Origin of the sequence: Streptomyces sp. NPDC005863 (assembly GCF_042871345.1) — a bacterium.
In the GTDB taxonomy this organism is placed as follows: Bacteria; Actinomycetota; Actinomycetes; order Streptomycetales; family Streptomycetaceae; genus Streptomyces.
Genome location: NZ_JBIAII010000002.1, coordinates 34,622 through 55,738, shown reverse-complemented (window position 1 = coordinate 55,738; position 21,117 = coordinate 34,622). Strand labels below are relative to the sequence as shown.

Annotated in this window: 18 protein-coding genes and 5 pseudogenes; 11 read left to right on the top strand and 12 right to left on the bottom strand. The window is 67.4% G+C overall.

The window, feature by feature from the left end:
• Positions 1-5 precede the first annotated feature (5 nt).
• The 5 genes and pseudogenes from ACFYO9_RS06620 (at position 6) to ACFYO9_RS06600 (ending at position 6,283) form a co-directional block, all read left to right on the top strand.
• Entirely contained in the window at positions 6-530 is a 525-nt protein-coding gene (locus ACFYO9_RS06620) for a DUF3291 domain-containing protein (RefSeq protein WP_358774505.1), read from the top strand.
• A gap of 264 nt (positions 531-794) precedes the next feature.
• Entirely contained in the window at positions 795-1,739 is a 945-nt protein-coding gene (locus tag ACFYO9_RS06615; protein WP_358774507.1) for an MBL fold metallo-hydrolase, read from the top strand.
• Between the two features lie 512 nt (positions 1,740-2,251).
• A pseudogene (locus ACFYO9_RS06610) lies at positions 2,252-2,644 on the top strand (SDR family oxidoreductase); the annotation flags it as partial.
• Between the two features lie 470 nt (positions 2,645-3,114).
• On the top strand, positions 3,115-3,717 hold the full coding sequence (locus tag ACFYO9_RS06605; protein ID WP_388666050.1) for a hypothetical protein: 603 nt from the start codon (positions 3,115-3,117) through the stop codon (positions 3,715-3,717).
• Positions 3,718-5,200: 1,483 nt separating this feature from the next.
• Complete coding sequence (locus ACFYO9_RS06600; protein ID WP_358774509.1) at positions 5,201-6,283, top strand: polyprenyl synthetase family protein; 1,083 nt, start codon at positions 5,201-5,203, stop codon at positions 6,281-6,283.
• Between the two features lie 36 nt (positions 6,284-6,319).
• On the opposite strand, the gene ACFYO9_RS06595 is transcribed toward ACFYO9_RS06600, so the two are convergent.
• A complete protein-coding gene (locus ACFYO9_RS06595) occupies positions 6,320-6,979 on the bottom strand; it encodes a LysE family translocator (protein WP_358774511.1) in 660 nt (219 codons plus the stop codon).
• Between the two features lie 161 nt (positions 6,980-7,140).
• Here ACFYO9_RS06595 and ACFYO9_RS06590 point away from each other — a divergent pair, with 161 nt between their 5' ends.
• Entirely contained in the window at positions 7,141-7,722 is a 582-nt protein-coding gene (locus ACFYO9_RS06590) for a CGNR zinc finger domain-containing protein (protein WP_355809260.1), read from the top strand.
• A gap of 244 nt (positions 7,723-7,966) precedes the next feature.
• Here ACFYO9_RS06590 and ACFYO9_RS06585 read toward each other — a convergent pair.
• A pseudogene (locus tag ACFYO9_RS06585) lies at positions 7,967-8,131 on the bottom strand (pirin-like C-terminal cupin domain-containing protein); the annotation flags it as partial.
• A 265-nt stretch (positions 8,132-8,396) separates the two neighbouring features.
• Here ACFYO9_RS06585 and ACFYO9_RS06580 point away from each other — a divergent pair.
• Positions 8,397-9,374 (top strand): site-specific integrase, encoded by a 978-nt coding sequence (locus ACFYO9_RS06580; protein WP_358774513.1) that lies wholly within the window; start codon positions 8,397-8,399, stop codon positions 9,372-9,374.
• A 232-nt stretch (positions 9,375-9,606) separates the two neighbouring features.
• Here ACFYO9_RS06580 and ACFYO9_RS06575 read toward each other — a convergent pair whose 3' ends face one another.
• Together ACFYO9_RS06575 and ACFYO9_RS06570 are read right to left on the bottom strand one after the other, a co-directional pair.
• Positions 9,607-10,653 (bottom strand): tyrosine-type recombinase/integrase, encoded by a 1,047-nt coding sequence (locus ACFYO9_RS06575; RefSeq protein ID WP_358774515.1) that lies wholly within the window; start codon positions 10,651-10,653, stop codon positions 9,607-9,609.
• A 182-nt stretch (positions 10,654-10,835) separates the two neighbouring features.
• The gene (locus ACFYO9_RS06570; RefSeq protein WP_388666047.1) at positions 10,836-11,006 is read right to left on the bottom strand and encodes a helix-turn-helix domain-containing protein; all 171 of its coding nucleotides are present in this window, start codon (positions 11,004-11,006) and stop codon (positions 10,836-10,838) included.
• A 477-nt stretch (positions 11,007-11,483) separates the two neighbouring features.
• On the opposite strand from ACFYO9_RS06570, the pseudogene ACFYO9_RS06565 reads away from it, so the two are divergent.
• A pseudogene (locus ACFYO9_RS06565) lies at positions 11,484-11,682 on the top strand (DUF664 domain-containing protein); the annotation flags it as partial.
• A 373-nt stretch (positions 11,683-12,055) separates the two neighbouring features.
• Here ACFYO9_RS06565 and ACFYO9_RS06560 read toward each other — a convergent pair.
• The 5 genes and pseudogenes from ACFYO9_RS06560 to ACFYO9_RS06540 form a co-directional block, all read right to left on the bottom strand.
• Positions 12,056-12,175 (bottom strand): annotated as a pseudogene (locus ACFYO9_RS06560) (MerR family transcriptional regulator); the annotation flags it as partial.
• Positions 12,176-12,411: 236 nt separating this feature from the next.
• A complete protein-coding gene (locus ACFYO9_RS06555; RefSeq protein WP_358774519.1) occupies positions 12,412-12,876 on the bottom strand; it encodes a CoA transferase in 465 nt (154 codons plus the stop codon).
• Positions 12,877-13,329: 453 nt separating this feature from the next.
• On the bottom strand, positions 13,330-13,839 hold the full coding sequence (locus ACFYO9_RS06550; RefSeq protein ID WP_358779399.1) for an STAS domain-containing protein: 510 nt from the start codon (positions 13,837-13,839) through the stop codon (positions 13,330-13,332).
• On the bottom strand, positions 13,836-15,323 hold the full coding sequence (locus ACFYO9_RS06545; RefSeq protein WP_358779400.1) for a GAF domain-containing SpoIIE family protein phosphatase: 1,488 nt from the start codon (positions 15,321-15,323) through the stop codon (positions 13,836-13,838). The genes ACFYO9_RS06550 and ACFYO9_RS06545 overlap by 4 nt, the downstream gene beginning before the upstream one ends.
• Positions 15,324-15,615: 292 nt before the next feature.
• On the bottom strand, positions 15,616-16,035 hold the full coding sequence (locus ACFYO9_RS06540; RefSeq protein WP_358779401.1) for a hypothetical protein: 420 nt from the start codon (positions 16,033-16,035) through the stop codon (positions 15,616-15,618).
• 102 nt (positions 16,036-16,137) lie between these two features.
• On the opposite strand from ACFYO9_RS06540, the gene ACFYO9_RS06535 reads away from it, so the two are divergent.
• The 3 genes from ACFYO9_RS06535 (at position 16,138) to ACFYO9_RS06525 (ending at position 17,498) form a co-directional block, all read left to right on the top strand.
• Positions 16,138-16,593 carry a hypothetical protein gene (locus tag ACFYO9_RS06535; RefSeq protein ID WP_358779402.1) on the top strand — a complete coding sequence of 152 codons (456 nt, stop codon included), beginning with the start codon at positions 16,138-16,140 and terminating at the stop codon, positions 16,591-16,593.
• 72 nt (positions 16,594-16,665) lie between these two features.
• Positions 16,666-17,112 carry a hypothetical protein gene (locus ACFYO9_RS06530; protein ID WP_358779403.1) on the top strand — a complete coding sequence of 149 codons (447 nt, stop codon included), beginning with the start codon at positions 16,666-16,668 and terminating at the stop codon, positions 17,110-17,112.
• Entirely contained in the window at positions 17,094-17,498 is a 405-nt protein-coding gene (locus ACFYO9_RS06525; RefSeq protein WP_359325091.1) for a transposase family protein, read from the top strand. Before ACFYO9_RS06530 ends, ACFYO9_RS06525 begins: the two co-directional genes overlap by 19 nt.
• An 84-nt stretch (positions 17,499-17,582) precedes the next feature.
• On the opposite strand, the pseudogene ACFYO9_RS06520 reads toward ACFYO9_RS06525, so the two are convergent.
• The 3 genes and pseudogenes from ACFYO9_RS06520 to ACFYO9_RS06510 form a co-directional block, all read right to left on the bottom strand.
• Positions 17,583-18,097: pseudogene (locus tag ACFYO9_RS06520) on the bottom strand (CoA transferase).
• 128 nt (positions 18,098-18,225) lie between these two features.
• Positions 18,226-19,425 (bottom strand): acyl-CoA dehydrogenase, encoded by a 1,200-nt coding sequence (locus ACFYO9_RS06515; RefSeq protein ID WP_358778228.1) that lies wholly within the window; start codon positions 19,423-19,425, stop codon positions 18,226-18,228.
• 23 nt (positions 19,426-19,448) lie between these two features.
• A complete protein-coding gene (locus ACFYO9_RS06510; protein WP_358778227.1) occupies positions 19,449-21,008 on the bottom strand; it encodes an AMP-binding protein in 1,560 nt (519 codons plus the stop codon).
• Positions 21,009-21,117: the final 109 nt, after the last annotated feature.

Genomic DNA, 21,117 nt, shown 5'->3' with positions numbered 1-21,117 from the left:
AGGTCATGACCTCTCCACAACACGCCTTCCACCTGGCCGAGTTGAACGTCGTCACACTGCGCCACCCCTTCGACCACCCGCACATGGCGGACTTCGTCGAACAGCTCAACCCGATCAACGCCACCGCCGACAGCGCACCCGGCTTCGTGTGGCGGCTCGTGGCGGACGGCGAGGACGACGCCACCGGCCTGCGCCCGGCGGGCGAGGACGTCGTCGTCAACCTCTCCGTATGGCAGACACGGGAGGCCCTGTGGGAGTTCACGTACCGCAGCGGGCACCTGGAGGTGATGCGCAGGCGACGCGAGTGGTTCGACCGGCACGTCGAGGCGCACCTGGTGCTCTGGTGGGTGCCCGCGGGGCACATCCCCACCATCGAGGAGGCCTTGGACCGCCTGGCGACCTTGCGGGCCGACGGGCCCTCCGCGCGGGCGTTCACCTTCACGAACTCGTACACGGCGGCGGAGGCGGCCGCGTTTCTTCCGGCGGAGGCGGCGGTGGGCGAGCCGCGGGAGCTCGGGCGGGTTGGTTAGGGCGGGGCCCTTCGTAGCTGGAACGGGGCGGCGTTGAGTGTCGACCTGTTCCAGGAGGGGTCCGGTGGCCCCCCGTGTGACACCGGCCCGCACGCAGGACCGTACGCACCGCCGCCCGCCGCCCGCCGCCCGCCGCCCGCCGCACCGCGGCGTGAGCCGCTGTGAGCCTCTCCCGCGAAAGGGAGAACTCTCGTGTGCTGGACGCCACATGCAGCCACATGCAGCCACATGCAGCGGAGTGCTGGTGTCGGACACAATTCGCCCATGAATCTCCCAGCACAACTCACTGCTGTACCCGGCACCGACAGCCTCTACCTGTGGGAGCCCGAGGGCACAGGCCTCTGGGGCTACGCCAACTGTCTATGGGTCATATCCGGCCCCGACGCAGCAGTGATCGATACCCCTTACGACGGGCCGATGACCGAAGCGATGATTGCTGCGGCCCGGCCCCTGCTCGGCCATCGCACCGTAGGGACGGTCGTAAATACACACGCCAACGGTGATCACACGTTTGGCAACTACCTGTTCCCCGGAGCGGAGATCGTCGCTACCCGTGCGGGGCACGACCACCTTCATCACGAGCCGACGCCGCAAGAGATGCATGCGTTGGTGCACCAGTCACCATCCGAAGCCCCCCTGGGCCGGTACCTGCGTGAACATTTCAGCGTTTTCGACTTCGCCTCGGCGCAGCTCGCCGCGCCCACGCTGACTTTCTCCGGCCGCCACACGTTTTCCGTAGGGGAAGTCGAGGTGGAGCTGCATGAGGTGGGGCCCGCCCATCATGTCGGCGATCTGGTGGTCCGCATCGGCGATGTCGTGTGCACCGGCGACGTCTTCTTCCACGGTGATCACCCCTCCCATTGGGCCGGGCCCCTGCAGAACGTCATCGACGCCTGCGAGCTGGTCCTCGCCCTCGACCCTCGGGTCGTCATACCCGGGCACGGACGGCCGACGGACCAGACCGGACTCGAAGAACACCTCGTCTACCTACGCACGGTGCAGCGCGAGATCCGACTGCGTTTCGAGGCGGGACTGACCGCAGAGAAAGCGATGGAAGACCTGTCCAGCCGGCCCTTCTATCCTCACCTGGGGCTGCCCGAACGCCTTATGATCCTGATCGCGGTGGAGTACAGCCACCTCAGTGGTGACTCCTCGGCGCCGACCGTACTCAGTCTCGCCGGCCAGGCGGCCCTCTGGTCGTATCGGTAACCCCCACCCACTCATACACGGCGACACTTCGCGGTCTCTCTGCATGGAAGAGCGGTGTGTGGTCTGGCGCTGCCCGCACGGGAGTGCAGGCAGCACCAGACGGAACAGCGGTCGGGGGAGACCGCGTTCGGCTCCTGAAGCTCGTGCTCCCCTCCCCCGGGGAGGAGCGGCGCTGCAGGTCCACAGAGCAAACGACAACGGGAGACTTCGGCGCAAGAGCATTCGTGCGCTGTGCCTCCTCTGGTTCCGGCCGGTGGAATAAGTCGCCTTCTAATTCGGCTCGACGGAATGCTGCGGCCCACTAGGCCGCAGCATTCCGTCGTGGTCGCCCGTCCCATACATCGGCCCGGTGGCGGTTCCCTGCCGCGGGGGCCCCGGCCTGAAGACAAGCACGAAGAACCGGGCCCCGGGCGAGCCCAGCGGCATGGCAGCGCACATGGTGACGTCGCCTTCCTGCGAGCGGGCGTGGGAGCCGCAACAGCGGCTCAGACGTGCGGCCTCGTGAACGGGGCCGGACCATGGGTAGCGCATACGGCGGGTGTCGCCGCGCCAGGGCCGGGCGGGTGGTGCTGGTCTCCTCCGCGGTGGCGCTGCGAGGGGAGGCAGGACAGGCCAACTATGCGGCGGCCAAGGCCGCGCTGGTCGGCTTCTCCCGCTCGATGGCGCGGGAACTCGGCTCCCGCAACATCACCTTCAATGTGGTCGCGCCCGGTCTCACCCACACACAGATGTCCGATGACCTCGCCGAGGGCCAACGGGCGCGCCTCGTCAGCCAGATACCGCTGGGGCGTCTGGCACAGCCGGAGGAGATAGCCGCCACGATCGCCTTCCTCACCTCACCGCAGGCCGGCTACATCACTGGAGCCGTCATTCCCGTCGACGGCGGTGCCGGTATGGGGCACTGACTCCTTACGCGGAGCCAGGAGGAAGACAACCGGTGGCCAGATGATCCCCTCGCTGAGTTCAGGCTCGGCGAGGGGATCGGCGCGCAAGCGCCGCACTTGCGCGCCGCAACGTCGAGCCCACGTCTTGGTGGCTGTCCTGGCGCCTGCGTCGGGTAGCCGCGTACGTACGCGCACGGTGGAACGCACGACCGTCCGCCCCCTCACCCCAGCCTTGGAACTCCTCGCACTCGGGTCCGACTCTCCCCGAGCTCAGCGTCCGCTGCCCGTGTACGTCGACGACCCCAGAGCTGTTCCTCCCTGGCCATGGTCGGCCGAGAACCGAGCCCTGCACATCCGCCAGCGGGTGTCCCGGACCCGAGAAGCACGGGGCCGTTGGCGACAGCTACCCCGTCTCGTCCCGCCGAGAGCAGTGCACGGGCCGGGCCGCCGGAAGCAGACCCTCCGGGTTGGTTAGGCTTGTTGTACGCACCGTGATCGCTCTCGGACCAAGGGCGACCAACGAGGGGAGCGCACAAGTGAAGCCGGGTACACAGAACTTGGTCAGGGGGGACGCCTTGCAACAGGTTTGGCGGACGGTCGTCGAGGGTGTCACGGGCTCGATGGCCTACATAGCCGACGGACACTGGAACGTGGTGGCATACAACACCGAGTTCGAAGCTCTCTTCCCGAACGGGCGGGCCCCCGACAACATCATGCGGTGGATACTGCTGGACGATCAGGCCCGCGAAGCAACCCTGCTGAACTGGGCAGAGGACTGGGCACAGGGCGCCTGCCCAGCGCTCAGGCAGGCGGTCACCGATCACCCGGCGGACCCCGAACTCATCAACCTGGCCAGCGACGTCCGGTCCGACCCGATCGCGGGTCCCATCTACCGGGCAGCTGCGACCACACGAGCCGTACACCCCGACGGGGCGGTTCTCCAGGTGAATCACGCCGTGAACGGACCGGGCTGGGTCATGGCCACTGCCGCAAATCCCCTGCCGCACACCGACGTCCGCTTCATGATGTTGCAGTACCGGCCGGGCCCTACGCGCCCTCTGCAACCGCCCCCCTTGAGCAGGCGAACCATCTGACGGAAACCGGCGCCCCGGTTTTTATGTCCCTCCCGAAACCTGGGGACCAGACCGGGTTGTGCCATCCACGCACCAAGGCGACAACGTCCCCGCCAGGCCCTCGTGGCTCAGCTCCTCGACCAGCTCACGAGCCCGCGAGAGTGTTCGGCACCGAAAAGGACGTCGCGGAGGTGCGTACGCGGTTGTGCTGTCTTCGGGAGGTAGGAGTCGACGATCCGGATCGGTACGCTCTGCGGGCGCCTCGCGATGACGACCACACCCTGATCATTGATCTTGTGGCGGGTCGAGTTGAGTTGACGGATCCGGTGTAGGGGCGAATAGAGCCCCTCGTTGCTTTGGGCGGATGGGCGTGGTCGTCCCTGGCGCGATCACCGACAGGTGGATCATGAAAGCGTCGTACCGCAGACCATCGAGCGAAAGCGCACTCTCACTTTCCGCGACCTCGTCGCAACCGCAGCAGGAAGAGAGTGGCTAGGACGATCACCACGACGACGAACGCTACTTGCCCTCAGACCGGCAGGCCAGGGCCGCCACCAGGAGCAGCCAGCTCCATCATTGCCATCTCGCTTCCTCTCTCTTGCCAGGTGTAACGGCGCGCTATTCCAGAGGCCATAGTTCTGCGCAGCTACTCCCATGGGCATCGGAATCAAGCTCGAAACTCTTTCAGGAACGGGCCGCCAGGAGGTAAGCGGACAGCAGCAGAGCTCCACCGACGATACCGATTCCACCAGCGGCAACGCTCCACCAGTCCGTGGGATCACTCAGTGCGAATCCTTTAACGACTGCGAAGACGCAGATGGCGACACCGATCACCGAGAAAGCCAGCAGCTTTTTACCAGTCATTCACGTCACGTCCGGAAGATCGCTCGAGATCCTGCGAGGAAGTCAGCGGGAAATGTTGGAAGTTGAGCGGCCAGGTGGGCGGCCACCCCGCCGGCTTGCCCATGACGGAGTCGCCGTCGCGACGACGGAGCCGAGTGTGTCGGTGAGGTCGAAGTAGGTCTTGCCGGCCCGGGTCATGGAGTTGAGCGTGCCCCCGGGCCCACGGTTGAAGCTCGTTTCCACACCGGCAGTTCAGGGACCGGGCGGGCCGAGTGGGCCGTTGTGGAACTACGTGTCGCCCAGCTTGATGCGCTCGCTCTGATCTGTTCTGTGGAGCCGCGCTGGCCTCCGTGGGTCTTGCCGCCCACGGTGAGTTACGTCAATTGGCTGTGGGCTGATCGGTGACACGTTCGCCCCCCGGGGGGGCCTGGCCGCCGTCCGCGCCACCTCGCAGCTGCGCTCCGCGCTCGAACGCGACCAGGTCGGTACGCCCACACGCTGACCGGCCCCTGGCAGGCGCTGACGATGACCAGGACGATGAGGCCGTGCTCGTCACCCACCCTCAGTACCCACCCTCAGTAGCCCCCCTCAGTCCCCGCACCTCGCACCGCGATGGCAGGCTGTTCGGAGACATTCATGAGGAAGGCCGGTCCGAACGCAGATGAACAGCAGCAGTGCCGCGAACGCCCTGGACCGTGCCGCCGGGCACCAGCAGCGGTTCGACGCGTCGTTCGAAAAGTACTTCGCCGAACTCGCCGGCGACCTCAACGGCGCGAGGCTCGGCCGCTTCACGCCCCGGTGCCTGGAACTGCTGGCGGAGCTGTCGCTTCGCGGAGGGAAGCGGATCCGGGTCGTCCTGATGTACGAGGCGGCGCGTCTCGTCACGGAGGGGGAAGCGCCGGGGCTGCTGGAGGCCGCGTTGAGCCTTGAGCTGCTGCACAGCCACGCGCTCATCCTCGACGACATCATGGATGACTCGCCCATGCGTCGCGGCGGCCCCTCGACGTACTACGCGTGCCGCGCGGACCTCCCCGAGAACCCGCAGTCGGCGATGGGTCTTGCCATGATGGCGGGTGACCTCGCCGGCTTCCTGGCCCTGCGCGTTCTGCACCGGGCGGACCTGCCCGCCGATCGCAAGCAGGCCCTGCTCGACGTCCAGCTCGGCGTGACGACGGACACCGTCATCGGCCAGATCCTCGACCTCGAACGCGACGTCACCTCCTCGGCGGACGAGGAGCTGCTGGAGACCGTGTGCGAGTACAAGACCTCCCGGTACTCCATCCTCGCCCCGCTGCGCCTGGGTCTGCTGGCCGCGGGCGAGGAGTTGGCCGAGCACGAGGAGAGCCTGCGCCGCTACGCCGTGCCGGCCGGCATCAGCGGTCAGATGCGTGACGACTACCTCGACCTCTTCGGCGACCCGGACGTCACCGGCAAGCCCATCGGTGCGGATCTGCGGGCCGGCCGCCTCAGCTACCTGGTCCGCGATCTGCTCGCCGCCACCGACGGGGACGACCACAGCACGGTCAAGGCTGCCCTCGGGAGCCCCGACTGCACACCGCGGACCATCGACCGTATCCGCGACATCGCCTACCGGTGCGACGTGCCCAGCCGTCTGCAGTCGGCCATCGACCGCCACGCGGAAGCCGCCTCCGCCGAAGCGTCGTCCTGGCGTCGGCACTGGCGTGGCGAAGCCGTGAGCTTCTTCGAACAGCTGCCCTCGTGGAACGCGAAGAGGGCCCGGTAGCCCTTCCCTTCCCGGACGTGCTCGGCGCGGAGACGCTCACAGCGCGGTGACCACGTCCTTCAGCAGGAGCCCGGCGAGCGTGGCGAAGGTCAGTCCCGCCGCGACGTTGACCGCGGTGGCCGCCGTGGGGCCGCGCAGCAATCCCTGCCCCAGCCGTCCCGCGCACAGGCCGATGGCGCTGTCCCAGACCAGGCCCACCGCGAGGAAGATCAGTCCGAGGGTGAGCAGTTGCGGCCAGAGCGCTCCATGGTCCGGGTTGGTGAAGCGCGGCAGGAAGGCGGCGAAGAAGAGCACCGTTTTCGGGTTGAGCAGATTGGTGACCACGGCCCGGCGCAGGATGTCGCGGTCGGGCGGCGTCGCCGCGGCGCGGGCGAGGGGCTTCCGCGCGGTGGGCAATGTGCGCAACGTGCGCAAGGCGCGCAACGTGCTCACCGCGAGCCCGCCCAGGTAGAGGCCGCCCGCCAGCTCCAGCGCCATCAGTGCCAGCGGGGTGGACTGCAGCAGGACGGCGAGGCCCAGTGCCGCCGCTGTCACGTGGACGGCCATGCCCAGGGCCATCCCGGTGGCGGAGAGCAGGCCCGCCCGTGGTCCGCGCTCGACGGCGACCGCCACGATGTACGCGGCATCCGGTCCTGGAGCGATGGTCACGAGCGTGACGGCGACCAGGTAGGCCGGCAGCAGCGTGAGGTCGAGCATGGTCCCCTCCAAGGTCTGCCCGGACGGCTCCGGCTCTGCGTAACGCCGGCTCTGCGCAACGCCGCCTCATCTACGTAACGTATAGATGCCAGTTATCACGTTACTGGGAAAGAGGTTCCGCCGCAACGCGTAGGAACGGTTCAGTGCGTTACGGTAGAGGTATGGCCCGTGGAGGTAGTTCCGTCACCGTGTCCGCGCTGACTCCGGACGTACTCGTCGATCTGGTCAACGGCTGGGGCACCCGGCCCCGCCAGGAAGGCCTGCGGGCCGATGAGCCGCTGCCCTCCCTGGATTCCCTGGATTCCTCGGACTCCCTCGGCGACCTCGCGCTGCCCGGCGCGGTCCGGGACGCGCTGGACGCGGACGCCGTGGCCCGCGTGGCGGACGCGATCCATCCGGTGTTCGCCGCCGACGACGCGGCCGGCTGCGCCGACCAGCTCACCCGGCTGCTCTCCGCCGCCGGAGCGCGTCCCGTGCTAACGGCCGCGCCGGACGACACGCTGCACGCCGTCTGGTCCGTGGCTGCGCCCGACGACGCGCTGCTCGCCGCCGCCGCCGTCACGCTGCGCGCCTACCTGGCCGAGCACGGGTGGGGGCGCATCGGGTTGTGCGCGGGCGCGCACTGCGCCGATGTGTACATCGACCAGTCGCCCGGCGGCCGCCGCCGCTTCTGCTCGGTCACCTGCCAGAACCGGACTCGGGTGGCCGCCTTCCGCAGCCGCCGGGCGGCCGCCGCCGGATGACCGGATCGGCTCCCGCCCACCCGGCGCGGAGTGGGCGCCGATTCACGAACGAACTGCCCAGGTCTGGGTGGGTGATTGTCATGAGCCGGTGAGGGCCGAGCCCGTCAGTCCGCGGTGCCGAGGTCCCGTCCGTCCAGCCCCGTCCGGCCAGTCCCATCCGGCCCCGTCCGCACGGCGCTCGCCGCTCTCGGGGCAGCGAGTCAGCCCCCTCCACGCACGCTTGACGGATCCGCGTTCGCGCAGCTCAGCGCACGCGCCCCCGAGGCTTGAGCGGCAGGCCCGGCAGTTCCGGCGCGCGCAGCGGGGCCCCGTCGTAGCCCTTCACCTCGCCGAATCGTGACCCCTTCATCCAGTCCTCGCGGGCCTGTTCGATCTCCTCCTGGGTGCGGCCGACGAAGTTCCACCACATATCGGAGTCCTTCGTTGTTTGCGCAGGTTGACGCCGTGCGTGATTGCTCCTGGTCAGCAAAAGGTCAGCATCAGTCACGAGGGGTCGATCCGCGGTGGCGAAAGATTCGTTGGCTCGAGGGATGGGTTCGTTCTTCAAGGAGTGCGAGCATCCGCGGTCTCGGTGGTCGAGGTGCCCGCACCCCTACAAGATCCGTTACCGTGGGGCGGCCGGGAATCAGCTAGAGGAGTCGGGGTTTACGGATCGCGACGAGGCCATCGACCGTTTGACGGAAGTCTACAAGGAGAAGAAGGCGCCGCGTTCTGCAAAGGCGGCACGCATCCAGAAGTACGGGACGATGCGGTTCCAGGAGTACACCGAGGAGTGGAAGGCCGGGCAGCGGCACTTGGCCGCCTCATCGGTGCGGCACCTTGACTCGCTTCTGCAGCACCATCTGTATCCGGCGTTCGCCAGTCGACGAATGGGCTCCTTCGACCACAAGGTGGTTGACGGGTTCATCCGCACCATGGAGCGCAACGGCGTCGGGCTGGCTACCCAGGCCAATGCCTTCGACAAACTGCGTTCCATCCTTCTCGACGCACACCGGCTCGGCGTCTTCCCCGACAGCCCCATAGCCGGCGTCAAGCCCCCGCACTACGCCCCCGATCGGGCCGTGATTCCCTCGCGTGAGCAGTTGCGCGAGATACGAATGGCAGGTGACGACGCCTTCACGCTGATCGTCGACGTGATGAGCGGGTGTGGACTGCGTAACGGCGAAGCGTTTGCGGTCAACCTACGAAATATCGTGGCCGACGACGTGTACCGGGTCAGCGAGCAGGTGATCCTGTCCACCCGGCGGTATGGGCCGCTCAAGCACAGGGAAGCGGGGGAGTACCGCGATGTTCCCCTCCCCGCTCGGGTCAAGGAGACGATCGAACGGTATGCCGAGACACACGGAACAGTCGAGGGCTACCTGTTGCGTCAGTCGACCGACGCGAGTAGGCCATATCCGCACTGGGGCATGGATAATCAGTGGCGGCGGGTGAGAGCGGCGGGAGAAGTGGGTATTCCGGAAGGGATGGTGATTTACGGTTTCCGGCATTTCTTCGCTTCTAACTGCCTGAGCAACGGCATACCCATCACGGATGTCGCCGAGTGGATGGGGCACAAGAGTATCGATGTGACGTTCAAGATCTACCGACACTTGATGCCTGGATCGATCAGTTCAGCCGCCAAGATGCTCAACCTCTGCCTTGTCCCTTGAGTGAAGGTGTGCTTGCTATCGAGGGGCCGGCCCTGACCAAACTCCACGCCAGATCACTCCATATCGGCGATGAACTCATGGGAACTTTAAGGCGGCTTCATTTTCTAGCGTCGGTGTCCAGTCTGCTGTGCCGCGCGCTGAGCGGAGAGCCTGGCGGACGACGGTAGACGAGAGAAAAAGTATCGCGGGTCCCCCGAGTGGGTAGAGCTCGCGCTCCACAGGAGGGTAGTGCCTACGCCGCTAGGTCTAGGTCTAGGATCCGCGCGGCTCTGCTGACCGACCCCGGCATGAGATGGCGGTAAGTTTTGAAGGTAATGGCTATGTTTCTGTGTCCCATCCATTCGGCAACGTCAGTGATGGGAATGCCGTGGGTCAGGCAGTTTGATGCGAAGAAGTGCCGGAAGCTGTAGATCGACATCCCGGTGGGGATGTAAATCTGAGCGTCCCTCTTAATGCGTCGCCACTGGTTGCCGAGGCAGTAGTGCGGGAAGGCGCGGGCGGGGTCGCTCGGATGGCGAAGCAGGTATCCATTGGTCGTGCCGTGTTTGGTGGCGTACCACTCGATGGTCTCCCTGGCTCGGACTGGAAGTGGGACATCACGATATTCGTTCTTCTTGCGGTGCTTGAGTGGTGCGTATTGACCGGTCGTTTGATTGACCTGCTCGGTGACCCGGTAGACGTCGTCTGCCACGATGTTGTGGAGATTGGCGGCAGCTGCCTCACCATTCCGCAGCCCGCAGCCACTCATCAAGTCCGCGATCAACAAGAAGTGATCGTCGCCCGCAGCTCGTATCTGCCGCAACTGGTCCGGTGAGGGAATGACAGCTCGTTGCGGGTCGTATTGCGGGGCCTTTACGCCTCGGAGAGGGTTCTCTTGGAACAGACCCAAACGGTTGGCGTCAAGGAGGACCGCTTTCAGCTTGTCGAAAGCGTTGGACTGTGTAGCAGAGCCCACCCCATTTCGCTCCATGCTCTGGATGAAACCTTCTACAACCTTGTGATCGAACGTGTTCATTCGCCTGCTGCCCAACACTGGAAACAGGTGATGCTGAAGTAGGGAGTCCAGGTGCCGGAGCGAGGAAGGCCCCAAGTGACGCTGGCCAAGCCTCCAGTCGGTTGCGTACTCGTCAAATCGCATCGCTCCGTAGCTCGCGCGTTGCTGTACCTTGGCCTGCGCTTGCGGACCCCCGGCCTTCTTGTCGTTGTAAATCTCCGTCAGGCGCCCGATTGCATTTTCCTGGGTGGTGAAGCCCGACTCCTGCACCTGCTTCCCGGACATGGAACGGTATCGGATCTTATAGGTGTGTGGGCACTTTGACCACCGGGCTTGAGGGTGTTCACAATCCTTGAAGAAGGATCCCATCCCGCGAATCAGTGAACGAGGCACAGAATATTCCGATCGTTTGTGTAATGCCTGTAGGGGTGTGACGGGAGATCTTGAAAAGATTGAACGGATTAGGCTCATTGGGTGCAGTGATGGCTGAGCCAAGCCTCGACGTCGGACCTCCTAAACCGAATCTTTGCATTGGCGCCTGACCCGAATCTGTAAAGGGTGAGACCGGACCGATTGGCATTTTTATAAATCCACGATGCGGACACATTGAGGTACTCGGCTACTTCTCGCACACTCATGAATTGACCTGTCATTTTCCCTCGGGAGTCTGGTGAAAATACTTCGAAGGCCGGGCCGCACGCGATATCTCGGCGGCCACTGCAGGTCAATGGTCCGGCTCATCCCCGGTTTGGCTAACCGGGGATGCTCGGCTATGTTGCGGGCTGCCGATCTCTCCGGGGGAAAGATCGGGTTGCTGACCGAACGCCGCGTCAGCCTGCATGGCACCCGGTCGGGATCAGCTCCCGCGGTGCTTGTTTGTCACACTGTCGACGTGGTGTCCCTTCGTGTGTGGGGTTCTCCCGCGGCGCTCCCTAAGGCGATCTCTACGAATCGTCTGCAGAAGACGTCGTCTCCCCGCGAGCTTCTTGAATAACTCGGGGCGGAAGCCACGGCCAGGCTGCGGTCCTGCCGTCGTTGCCGTCGACGTGCAGGACCTTGAGGCCACAAGTGGCCGTGGCAGGCTCATGCCGCACGATCGATGAAGTCGCGAAGGACTGCACGGGGGCCCACGGCGGGACCGCGAGGCGCTGCTCTGGAAACTCGACGGCGTGTCCGGATACGACGCCCGCCTTCCCCTGACCGTGCCCGGGTCCGACCTACCCGGCTTGATCAAACACGTGGCCACTGTTGAGGCCAGGTATTTCGGCGAGGGCTTCGACCGGCCGCCCCGAACTGCTGCGCCGGTGGCAGGACCACGGCGAAGGTGCGCGCGGTGAGCAGCGTCGTGTCACCTCCGGGCCGTACCCATGCCGGATCGTCATCGGTCGCAGAGCGGTCGCCGTCCTGGACTCTCGCTTGGCCACCGCGCGCCAGTGCAACTATCTGACAGCTTCGGGCAGGTCCACCCGAGGGCTGTTTCATCAGCCTGAAGAGGTGCTCGATGCGTGCAGCTGTTCCCGATGACCTCGCACATTGAATGTGTGGCGATCCTTGAACCGGTCGAAAAGGGTGCCTGACCTGCAGTTCCTCCGAGATCTCGTAGATTTCGGCTGGTTCGGTCGACCTGTTTTCTGAAGTGCAGTGGTTCGAGCGGGCTTGACGCTCGGATGACGCTCGCAGCAGAAGCCAGGTGCCGGCAGCAGAGCACCTCCGGCAGCCGCTCCACGTCGGCAGCCGAGTAGGCCCGGTATCCGGTCGCGGTACGCGCGGACGGCTTCACGAGGCTGGTCTTGTCGTAGTGGTGCAGTGCGCGGACGCAAGGGCGAGGGCGCGTTCGGGAGACTGCCTCGGTACGCCCTCCCTCTTGCCAAGCTCGCCCTCGTTGCTTCGGCCCTCGCCGTCGAGTAACTGCTGACGCGCTGAAACGTTCCCGAAGGCGGCGAAAACCCCCGCCGGCCTCGGGTCGGGGATGGCCTTCGCCCTCGTCGGACCTGCTGCACCGGCGACACAGCGGCCCGTGACCCGGCGGAGGTGACACCCGACCTACGCCCCCAGTCCCTCGACGAGTTCCCGAGTGTGCTCGCTGAGGGCGGGGGCCGGGCGGCGGAAGGTCTCGTGGCCGGCCCCGAAGACGACGGGGAAGAGAGCCTGGACAGTGCCACCTTGCTGGGCGTCGAAGAGGCTGCGGGCGGAGACCTGTGGGTCGGACAGGAGGTCGGCGGGGCGGGTGAGGACCGGAGCCCAGGGGGCGTGGATCTCCGTGAGGCGCTGGTGCCACCAGTCGTAGTCGCGGGCCGCGAAGACGCGCACCAGAAGTGCATGGACCTGTTCCTTGGCCGCCGTGCGGTCGGTACGGCGGTCGTAGGAGGGCGTGTCCAGTTCGGGGAATTCCACGACGAGTTCGGACCTCAGGCAGTGCCAGAACTTGTCCTCGAAGGTCGCCAGGGACAGCAGCTGGCCGTCGGCCGTGACGAAGACGTCGTTGTCGCCCTGGACGAGTCCCGCCACAAGGGGGTCCTCGAGCCCGAGGAGGGGGAGGGCGAAGAGCGAGCACCAGGCCGTGATCGACTCAGTGAGCCTCCGCCAACTTGAAGTCGCAGGTCAAAGGTCTGGTATGACCGATGCTCGGGGTACTCGTGCTGGTCGTGGGCGGGAGCCCACGGAGAAGATCATCCGTCAGCGGTTGATTTCGAGGTTCGTCAGGACGAGTAGGGCGCGCAGGAGGCGGGTGGCGCGGGCGGGATCGGTGCGGAGCTTGGTGAGGATCCGCAGCACACCAGCAGTCTCGGCAGAACCATAAGTCCATGAGGCGGGTTCCGGGGGAGGTGCGAGAGCTGCTTACAGGGCGGCGTGCAGCGCAGCGGTCGGGTCGCGGTTTGCAGTTCGCCGTCGATGTCGTACGCATGAGTGGGCGCCTGCCGGACCGGACAGCCGCCCCGCTCTGTGTTTCCGCCTGTCCGCTCAGCCCTGGACGACGTTTCCTGCCTGGGATGTCTCCTGCCGCTGAGCGTTGTCGAAGGCCGCCGGCTCGCCCTCGGTCAGCTCAGAGTGCCCGCCCCCGGTGGAGGAGCTGGTGACGGAGCCGTGCACGTCTGCGCACGTGGACTGGCCGGCGGACATGACGGCGATCGCTTCGGCGGCTGTGGCATGGACCGGCAGGAGTGCGTCGACGCCGGTCATGCTGAGCATGCGCATCAGACGGTCGGGCACGGCGGCGAGGCTGAGCAAGCCGCCCGCCGCCTGGGCCGCGTGCCAGAGGCGGATGAGCGCGCTCAGGCCGGCGGAGTCGCAGAAGCCGACCTGTGCCAGGTCCAGGACCAGGCGCGGGTGCCCTCGCTGGATGATCTCCAGGGCTTCGGAGTGCAGGGTGGGCGCGGTGTGCATGTCCACCTCCCCGACGACCGTGGCGACGGCAAGGCCGGGGCGAGGGTGCTGGACGGTCAGGTGGAACGTGTCGGTCACGTCGGTCATCTCTCCTGGCCGATGTGTTCGGGTGCGGCGGCGGTGTGGGCGGTGGCGGCGACACCGCTGTCGGGTGCGGTGTGGCGGCCGGGTACGGACAGGGCCAGCAGGGCCACGTCGTCGCCGGCTCCGTCGGGCAGCGAGGACAGCAGCGTGACGGTGTCCTCGACCAGGGAGGTGGCGGTGACGGGCCCGGTGCGCTGATGGAGGAAGCCGGTCAGGCCGTCCTCGCCGAGCATGGCGCCCTGGGTGGTGCGGGCTTCGGTCAGCCCGTCGGTGTAGAGGAACAGACTCTCCCCGGCCGTCAGGGAGAAGGTGGTCTGGGCGAAGGGTGCCTGGGGGAAGGCGCCGACGAGCATGCCGCCCTTGGGGCGTACCGCCTTGACCCATACGGCGCCGCTGTCGTCGGGGCGCACGTGGTAGGCGGGCGGGTGGCCGCCGGTGGCGATGGTGACGGTGAAGCCGCTGCCTTCCCGGGGCTCGAGGAGGCCGAAGAGGGCGGTGCAAAAGCGACTGCCGGCGGTGACGTCGGTGAGCAGCATGGTGTTGAGCGCGCTCAGCACGGTGACCGGGTCCGGGTTGATCTGGGCTGCGGCGCGCAGGGTGTGGCGGGCCAGGGCGGTGACGGTCGCCGCCTCGGGGCCCTTGCCGCACACGTCGCCGAGGAAGAACGCCCACCGGCCGCCGTCGAGGGGGAAGACATCGTAGAAGTCGCCGCCCACGTCGTGGACGGAGGCGGTGCGGTAGTGGCAGGCCATCTCCAGGCCGGGCACCACGGGAAGTGCCGGGGGCAGCAGGGTGCGCTGGAGGGTGGAGGCGAACGCGGCGATGGCGGCCTTGTCCTGCTCCGCCTGCTCCCGCGCCGCCCGTTCCGCCTCGGCCCGCGCCCGTTCCGCTTCGGCGTGACGGCTTTCCGCCTCCCGCCGCTCCTGTTCGTCGCGCAGGGCGCGCAGCGCCGACAGCCGCAGCTCCATCTCGTCCAGCACGATCGCGGCGAGATCGGCCAGGGTGGCGGTGTCGTCCTCGGTGATGGAGCGCGGTCTGGTGTCCAGGACGTTGACGGTGCCCAGCCGGTGCCCCTCAGGGGTGATGATCGGTGCGGCAGCGTAGAAGCGCACTCCCATCTCACCGGCGACCAGCGGATTGTCCGCTGCCACGGGATCACGAAGTGTGTCGGGAATCACCATCGTGTCATCGCGCAAGATCGCCGAGCCGCACAGGCCCGGATCGCGGCCGATCTCCTTGACACCTTCCAGGCCGTGGGCGGCCTTGAACCAGATGCGGTCGCTGTCCACGATCGTGACCGTTGCCACCGGCACGTCGAAGAGGCGGGCGGCCATCGCCGCTACCCGGTCGAACGAGCCGTCGGGCGGCGTGTCGAGGATGTCGTAGCGGCGTACCGCCGCTATACGGGCCGCCTCCGCATCCGGGTCGGGGACCAGCTCGGGGCGACGCCTGGGAGCCGGGTCGGTGGCCGACGCATGTTGCATCATCGGCTTTCCTCTCCGTCGATGGGCTGCCGCCGTGAACGGCACGAACCGACGCAGCCTAAATCGACCACATGCCCGAACGCCAATGCCGCCGCCAACTGCTCCCCGCCACGGTGCCCCGCCCGGGGACGCGGGCACTTCGGTCTCCGTCGCGCCGTACGGCTTGATGACCCCGGCCGCACAACGGGCTTGCCTGGTCAGGATCGCCAGCGCCGCCGACCGCGGCCGGGCCTGGCCGGCTCCGGCCGTGCGGCGGCTTCCTGCCGGGCCGTGTCGTCGGCGCGGCACGTCCCGGTCATCGGCCCTCGGCACCGTGCATGGTGAGCTTCTCCCACCGCTGATCGGTGCACTTTTGCCCGCACCGCCTGCACACCTGCCGCCGCGTCTCCTGCTCAGCCGCCTGGCGCCGTTCCTCCTCCGCTTCGGCGCGGGCGGCCTGGTGGCAGTAGAGAACGTCACCGTCGGGGTTGCTGAGCTCGGCCGTCAGCGTCTGCTCGCCCGGGCGCCGCCGCGCCCGTGTCGTGCTCCTGGAGCTGGTCCAAGGGATGAAGACGACCGGCACAGTCTGGCTGTAGTCCTTCGCCGAGCGCCTTGCTGAGTTTGATGATGAGTACGACTCGTCGAGTACGGGAACAGGACGTTGGCCCAGCTCGATGCCGAGGTCACGGCCGAAGCTCAGCGTCTGGCGCATGGTCGGCCCGACCAGAAGCGACATTCGTAGCGATCGAGCCCTGAACAAGCGGTCGTCAGCAGAAGTAGGTAGCTGAAGTGTCCGGTTCTGCTCGCCGTAGTCCGGCAGCCTTCTACGATCCGGTGCATGCTGGATCCCGAGCTGCTTGAACGGATCACCGCGCGGCGTGCGGAACTGGACGAACTCGAAGAGCATCTGGTCAAACAGCTGGCGGGAGTGCGGGCCGAACGGGACGAACTCGCCGTCGCCGAACGCGTCCTCGAACGGATGACCGGGCAGCTCGCCGACGAACGCGCCCAGGCTGCGCCGATGCCCGGGCAGGTGGGCGGCCGGCCGGTGATGCTGATCCCGCACCGCGAGCCGGGAGTGGAGGAGGACGCCCTTCCGTGGGACTACCAGCGCATCATCGCCGCCGTGCGGCAGGCCGCCGGACCGGTCATGGCCCGTGAGGTCGGTGAGGTAGTCGGGGTGGACATTGGCGTGCGATCCAAGCTGGAACCGCTACGCAGCAAGCTGGTGAGACTCGTCGATCGCGGCTGGCTGCGCAAACTGCCCGACGGCCGGTTCACCACTCGCCTGTGACGAGCAACACCGCCACTCGGAGCGGCTCGGCACGGGCGTAACCGGGGCGCCTCCGGCGACCGTTGGAATTGTGTGACGAATACCGAAGAGCACGCCGAGGACACCCTCCCGCTTGTCTACCAGTGCCGTCTGCCGTTGTCCGCGAGCACCGTCAACCACCTCGCCGATCTGCTACGGCGCCACCTGAAGGCGATTCGCTCCAGGTGGCGCATCCTGCCGCCCGGGAAGATCGCGGTGATCGTCCTGGCCGTGCTGCGTCACGACCAGCGCCTGGCCGACATGGCCGGCGGCAACAACGTGTCCGAGTCCACCGTCCGCCGCTGGCGCGACGAGCTGATCGGACTGCTCGCCGCCCAGGCGCCGCGCCTAGACCGCGCTCTGAAGAAGGCCGCCAGGCAGGGTGAGGAGGTGGTTCTGATCGACGGCACCCTTATTCGCACCAAACGCCGCACCGGCAAGGCCGACCGGGGAACTACTCCGGCAAGCACCGCAGCCATGGCCTGCACTTCCTCGCCCTGACCGACGAGAACGGGCGCCTGATCTGGATATCCGCCGCCCGGCCCGGCCGCACCCACGACAACACCACAGCCCGCCACGACCACATCCTGGCCCACCTGCGCGCCGCCGGCCTCGGAGCGCTGGCCGACCTCGGCTTCCGCGGCCTGGACAACGACATCCTCGACCCCGTGATCGTCACCGGCTACATCGCCACTCGTACCCACAAGCTCACTCGAGGCGAGAAGGAGGCCAACCGTGTTCTCGCCGTCGGACGGGCACCGGTTGAGCACGGCTTCGCCCACCTCAAGAACTGGCGGATCCTCACCAAGCTCCGCACCGATCCCGCCCGCGCCACCCGCCTCCTGCGCGCCCTACTCGTCCTGACGAACCTCGAAATCAACCGCTGACGGATGATCTTCTCCGTGGGCTCCCGCCCACGACCAGCACGAGTACCCCGAGCATCGGTCATACCAGACCTTTGACCTGCGACTTCAAGTTGGCGGAGGCTCAGTGAGGGAGACGTCGATGTGCTGACCCTCGCCGTTCCCGGCCAGCGTGGCGGTCAGGGCAAGGGCGGCGTGCAGGGCGCCCGCCAGGTCGCCGAGGCGGACGCCGGGTCGGACGATGATGCCGTCGAGGCGGCCGGGGACGACGAAGAAGCCGGAGAGGCCGAGGAAGTTGAGTTCGTGGCCGGGCTTCGCGGCGTACGGTCCGGTCTGTCCGTAGCCGGTGAGGGAGCACAGGACGAGCTGCGGGTTCGTCTCGTGCAGGGTGTCGAAGCCGAGGTCGAGACGGTCGAGGGCTCCGGGGCGGAAGCTCTCGACCACGGCGTCGGCGGTGCGGACGAGCCCGAGGAAGGCACCCCGGCCCAGCGGGTGCGCAGGTCCAGGGCCACGGAGCGCTTGTTGCGGTTGAGCACCTCGAACAGGGGTGGTGCGGCGCGTAGCGGGTCGCCGCCCGCGGGATCCTCGACCTTGACGACGTCCGCCCCGAGGTCGGCCAGCATCGACGTGGCGTACGGGCCGGGCAGGAGAGGGGACAGGTAGAGGATGCGCTTGCCCGTGAGGGCCGACCAGGGTGGGGACGCGGCGGTCATGGTGGAGGACGCCTTCCGGACGGGACGGGGTGTGTTGATCAGTGGTTGAAGGCCAGGAGCTTGGCGATGCCGTTGCGCTGGATCTCCGAGGTGCCGGTGAGGACGCGGAACATGCGGATCTTGCGGAAGAGGTACTCGATCTCGTTGCCCTGCGTGAGCCCCTCCTTGCCGTGGATCTGCACGGCTTCGTCGAGGATGCGGAAGGCGGACTCGGCGACGAACAGCTTGGACATGAACGCCTCGGCGTGGACCTCGCGGCCCTCGTCCAGCGCCGCCAGCGCGTTGTACGTCATGGAGCGCGCGGCGTACAGCTCGGTGGCCATGTCGGCGACCTTGTGCTGGATGGCCTGGAGCATGAGCAGCGGCTGGCCCGCGACCTGCCGGGTCCGGGTGCGGTCGAGGGTCAGCTTGACGGCGCGGCGGGTGGCGCCGAGCACCGTGGGGCAGTGCAGAAGGCGGTTGGTGGTCACCCGGCCCAGCGCGATACGCATGCCCTTGCCCTCCTCGCCGAGCAGGTTGGCGGCAGGGACGAAGCAGTCGTCCAGGACGATGTCGCTCTCGATGTGCTCACCGGACATCGGGGTCGCGCCGTCCTCGACACGGCAGCCGGGGCTGTCGAGGTCCACGAGGAACGCGGAGAACAGCGGCTTATCGCCCTCCTCCTCACCGGTACCGGCCATGCGGGCGACGACGATCGCGAAGTCGGCGAAGGGCCCGGCGGAGGAGAACACCTTGTGACCGGTGAGGCGGTAACCGCCCCGGTCGTCGTCGCGGACGGCGACGGTGCGCATGGAGCGGACGTCGGAGCCGGCGTCGGTCTCGGTGAGGGAGAAGCAGCAGGCCCGCTCGCCGCGGATCAGCGGCAGCAGGTACGTCTTCAACTGGTGCTCGGTGGCGTGCTTGAGGATGTCGCCCGCGCGCAGCGGTCCGCCCATATCGCCCAGGACGCAGTGGGACAGGACGCGTCCGCTGGCGCCCACCTCCTCCTTAAGGGCGGCGAGCTGGGTGTACGTGAGGTTCTGGCCGCCGTACTCCGCGGGCAGGTGGATGCCGTAGAAGCCGAGTTCGCGGCTGCGGCGCCAGACCGGTTCGAGGTCGGCGCGGGAGAGGCGGGTGGCGGGCGTGATGCCGCGCTCGTGTTCGTAGTCGGCGAGTTCGCCGTCGAGGTAGTCGCGCAGGCGCTCGACCAACTCTGCGGTGTGCGGGTCGTCGTAGGTGGGAAGGAGGGAGAAGGACATCGGGGACTCCGTGGTGCGGTGGGTCAGTTGACGCGGCGGGCGGCGTTCGCCCAGTACGGTTCGCGGACGGCCTTGCGGTCGAGCTTGCCGTTGCGGTTGTGGGGGAGTTCGGTCACGAAGTCGACGGATCGGGGCTTCTTGAGGCGGTCGAGGCGGTCCGCGCAGAAGGCGATCAGGTCTTCGGCGGTGGCGCCCGCGTGCAGTACAACAACGGCCTTGACGGCCTCGCCCCACTGCTCGTCGGGCACGCCGACGACGCACGCCTCCTGGACGGCCGGATGTTCGTACAGGGCGGCCTCGACCTCGGTGCAGTAGATGTTGAAGCCGCCCGAGATGATCATGTCCTTCTTGCGGTCGACGAGGAACAGGTAGCCGTCCTCCCGCATCCACGCCAGGTCACCGGTGTGCACCCAGCCGTCGCGGAAGGTCTCGGCCGACAGCTCCGGCTCCTTCCAGTACTCCCGTACGCAGTCGGGGCCGCGCACGATGACCTCGCCGACATCGCGCGGGGCGAGCTCGTGGCCCGCCTCGTCGACGACGCGTATCTCGGTGTCGTACGTGGCCCGCCCGCACGACTGAAGCAGTTCGGCGTCTTCCCTGACCGCGTGGGCTATCTCCTCACCGCTCAGACCCGCGACCACGCTGGTGGTCTCGCCGAGGCCATAACCCTGGGCGACGACGGGTCCGAAGAACGCGACGGCGTCGCGCAGGCGCTGCGGTGAGATGGGCGCGCCGCCGATCCGCACACTCGTCAGGGAGGAGAGATCGTAGCGTTCGGCCTCCGGGTGGGCTAGGACCATGTTCGCCATGGCCGGCACCAGGAACGTGGTGGTGATGCGTTCCTTCTCCACGGCCTCCAGAAAACTCTGCGGGCTCCAGGCCGGCAGGACGTACGTCGTGGAACCGCCGAACACCCCGGCCAGCAGGCCCATTCCGGTGGCGTGTGTGATCGGGCCGCAGGCCAGAAAGCGGGTCCCGGGGCGGGGCCGGGACTCGTCAGCCATCAGCAGCTTGCGCATGTTCGCGAGACGGTTGCCGACCGTCTGGACCGCCGCCTTCAGGGCCCCGGTGGAGCCGGAGGTGAAGTTCAGGACGCACGGCTGCGCCTCGTCGACCTCAACGAGGAACGGTGCCTCGTCGCCCTCGGTGAGCAGCGTGTCGTAGGACACCTCGTCCGGACCTGACTCCTGCGGGGCATCGAGCGGGACGGGCAGGCATTCGGCGCCCGCGGAGGCGATCGCGGCAAGGGCGTCCTCGCGGTGCGCCGCATCGAAGACCAGGGCACGTACGGGGGCGTAGCGCAGGATGTGCTCGATCTCGCCGCGCCCGAGCCTGGCGTTGATCGGAGCGCGTGTCAGACCGGCCTTGTACAGGGCGAATTCGACCTCCACCAGCTCGCCGCGGTTCCACGCGAGCGACGCCACGGCATCGCCCGGGCGCAGCCCCCGGGCGGACAAGGCAGAGGCGAGGCGGTTGGCCGAGCCGTCGAGTTTGGAGAAGGTCCAGGACCGGTCGCCGCACACGAGGGCGGGGGTCTGGGGCCAGTAGCGGGCGCTGCGGGCCAGGTAGGTGCCGAGGTTCATCAAGTGACCTGCTTCCGAGCGGAAGGGGGAAAGAGCGCTGGGGTGGCATGGCAACCGGCCCCGGAAAGAAGTTGGACTACATGCTCAGTTACAGACAGGTTGTTCACTA

Excerpts from the sequence above, each read along its gene's own strand:
- ACFYO9_RS06620 (WP_358774505.1), top strand. The coding sequence starts at position 6 with ATGACCTCTCCACAACACGCCTTCCACCTGGCCGAGTTGAACGTCGTC.
- ACFYO9_RS06615 (WP_358774507.1), top strand. The coding sequence starts at position 795 with ATGAATCTCCCAGCACAACTCACTGCTGTACCCGGCACCGACAGCCTC.
- ACFYO9_RS06600 (WP_358774509.1), top strand. The coding sequence starts at position 5,201 with ATGAACAGCAGCAGTGCCGCGAACGCCCTGGACCGTGCCGCCGGGCAC.
- ACFYO9_RS06595 (WP_358774511.1), bottom strand. The coding sequence starts at position 6,979 with ATGCTCGACCTCACGCTGCTGCCGGCCTACCTGGTCGCCGTCACGCTC.
- ACFYO9_RS06590 (WP_355809260.1), top strand. The coding sequence starts at position 7,141 with ATGGCCCGTGGAGGTAGTTCCGTCACCGTGTCCGCGCTGACTCCGGAC.
- ACFYO9_RS06575 (WP_358774515.1), bottom strand. The coding sequence starts at position 10,653 with ATGTCCGGGAAGCAGGTGCAGGAGTCGGGCTTCACCACCCAGGAAAAT.
- ACFYO9_RS06570 (WP_388666047.1), bottom strand. The coding sequence starts at position 11,006 with ATGAGTGTGCGAGAAGTAGCCGAGTACCTCAATGTGTCCGCATCGTGG.
- ACFYO9_RS06550 (WP_358779399.1), bottom strand. The coding sequence starts at position 13,839 with ATGACCGACGTGACCGACACGTTCCACCTGACCGTCCAGCACCCTCGC.
- ACFYO9_RS06545 (WP_358779400.1), bottom strand. The coding sequence starts at position 15,323 with ATGATGCAACATGCGTCGGCCACCGACCCGGCTCCCAGGCGTCGCCCC.
- ACFYO9_RS06540 (WP_358779401.1), bottom strand. The coding sequence starts at position 16,035 with ATGTCGCTTCTGGTCGGGCCGACCATGCGCCAGACGCTGAGCTTCGGC.
- ACFYO9_RS06535 (WP_358779402.1), top strand. The coding sequence starts at position 16,138 with ATGCTGGATCCCGAGCTGCTTGAACGGATCACCGCGCGGCGTGCGGAA.
- ACFYO9_RS06515 (WP_358778228.1), bottom strand. The coding sequence starts at position 19,425 with ATGTCCTTCTCCCTCCTTCCCACCTACGACGACCCGCACACCGCAGAG.
- ACFYO9_RS06510 (WP_358778227.1), bottom strand. The coding sequence starts at position 21,008 with ATGAACCTCGGCACCTACCTGGCCCGCAGCGCCCGCTACTGGCCCCAG.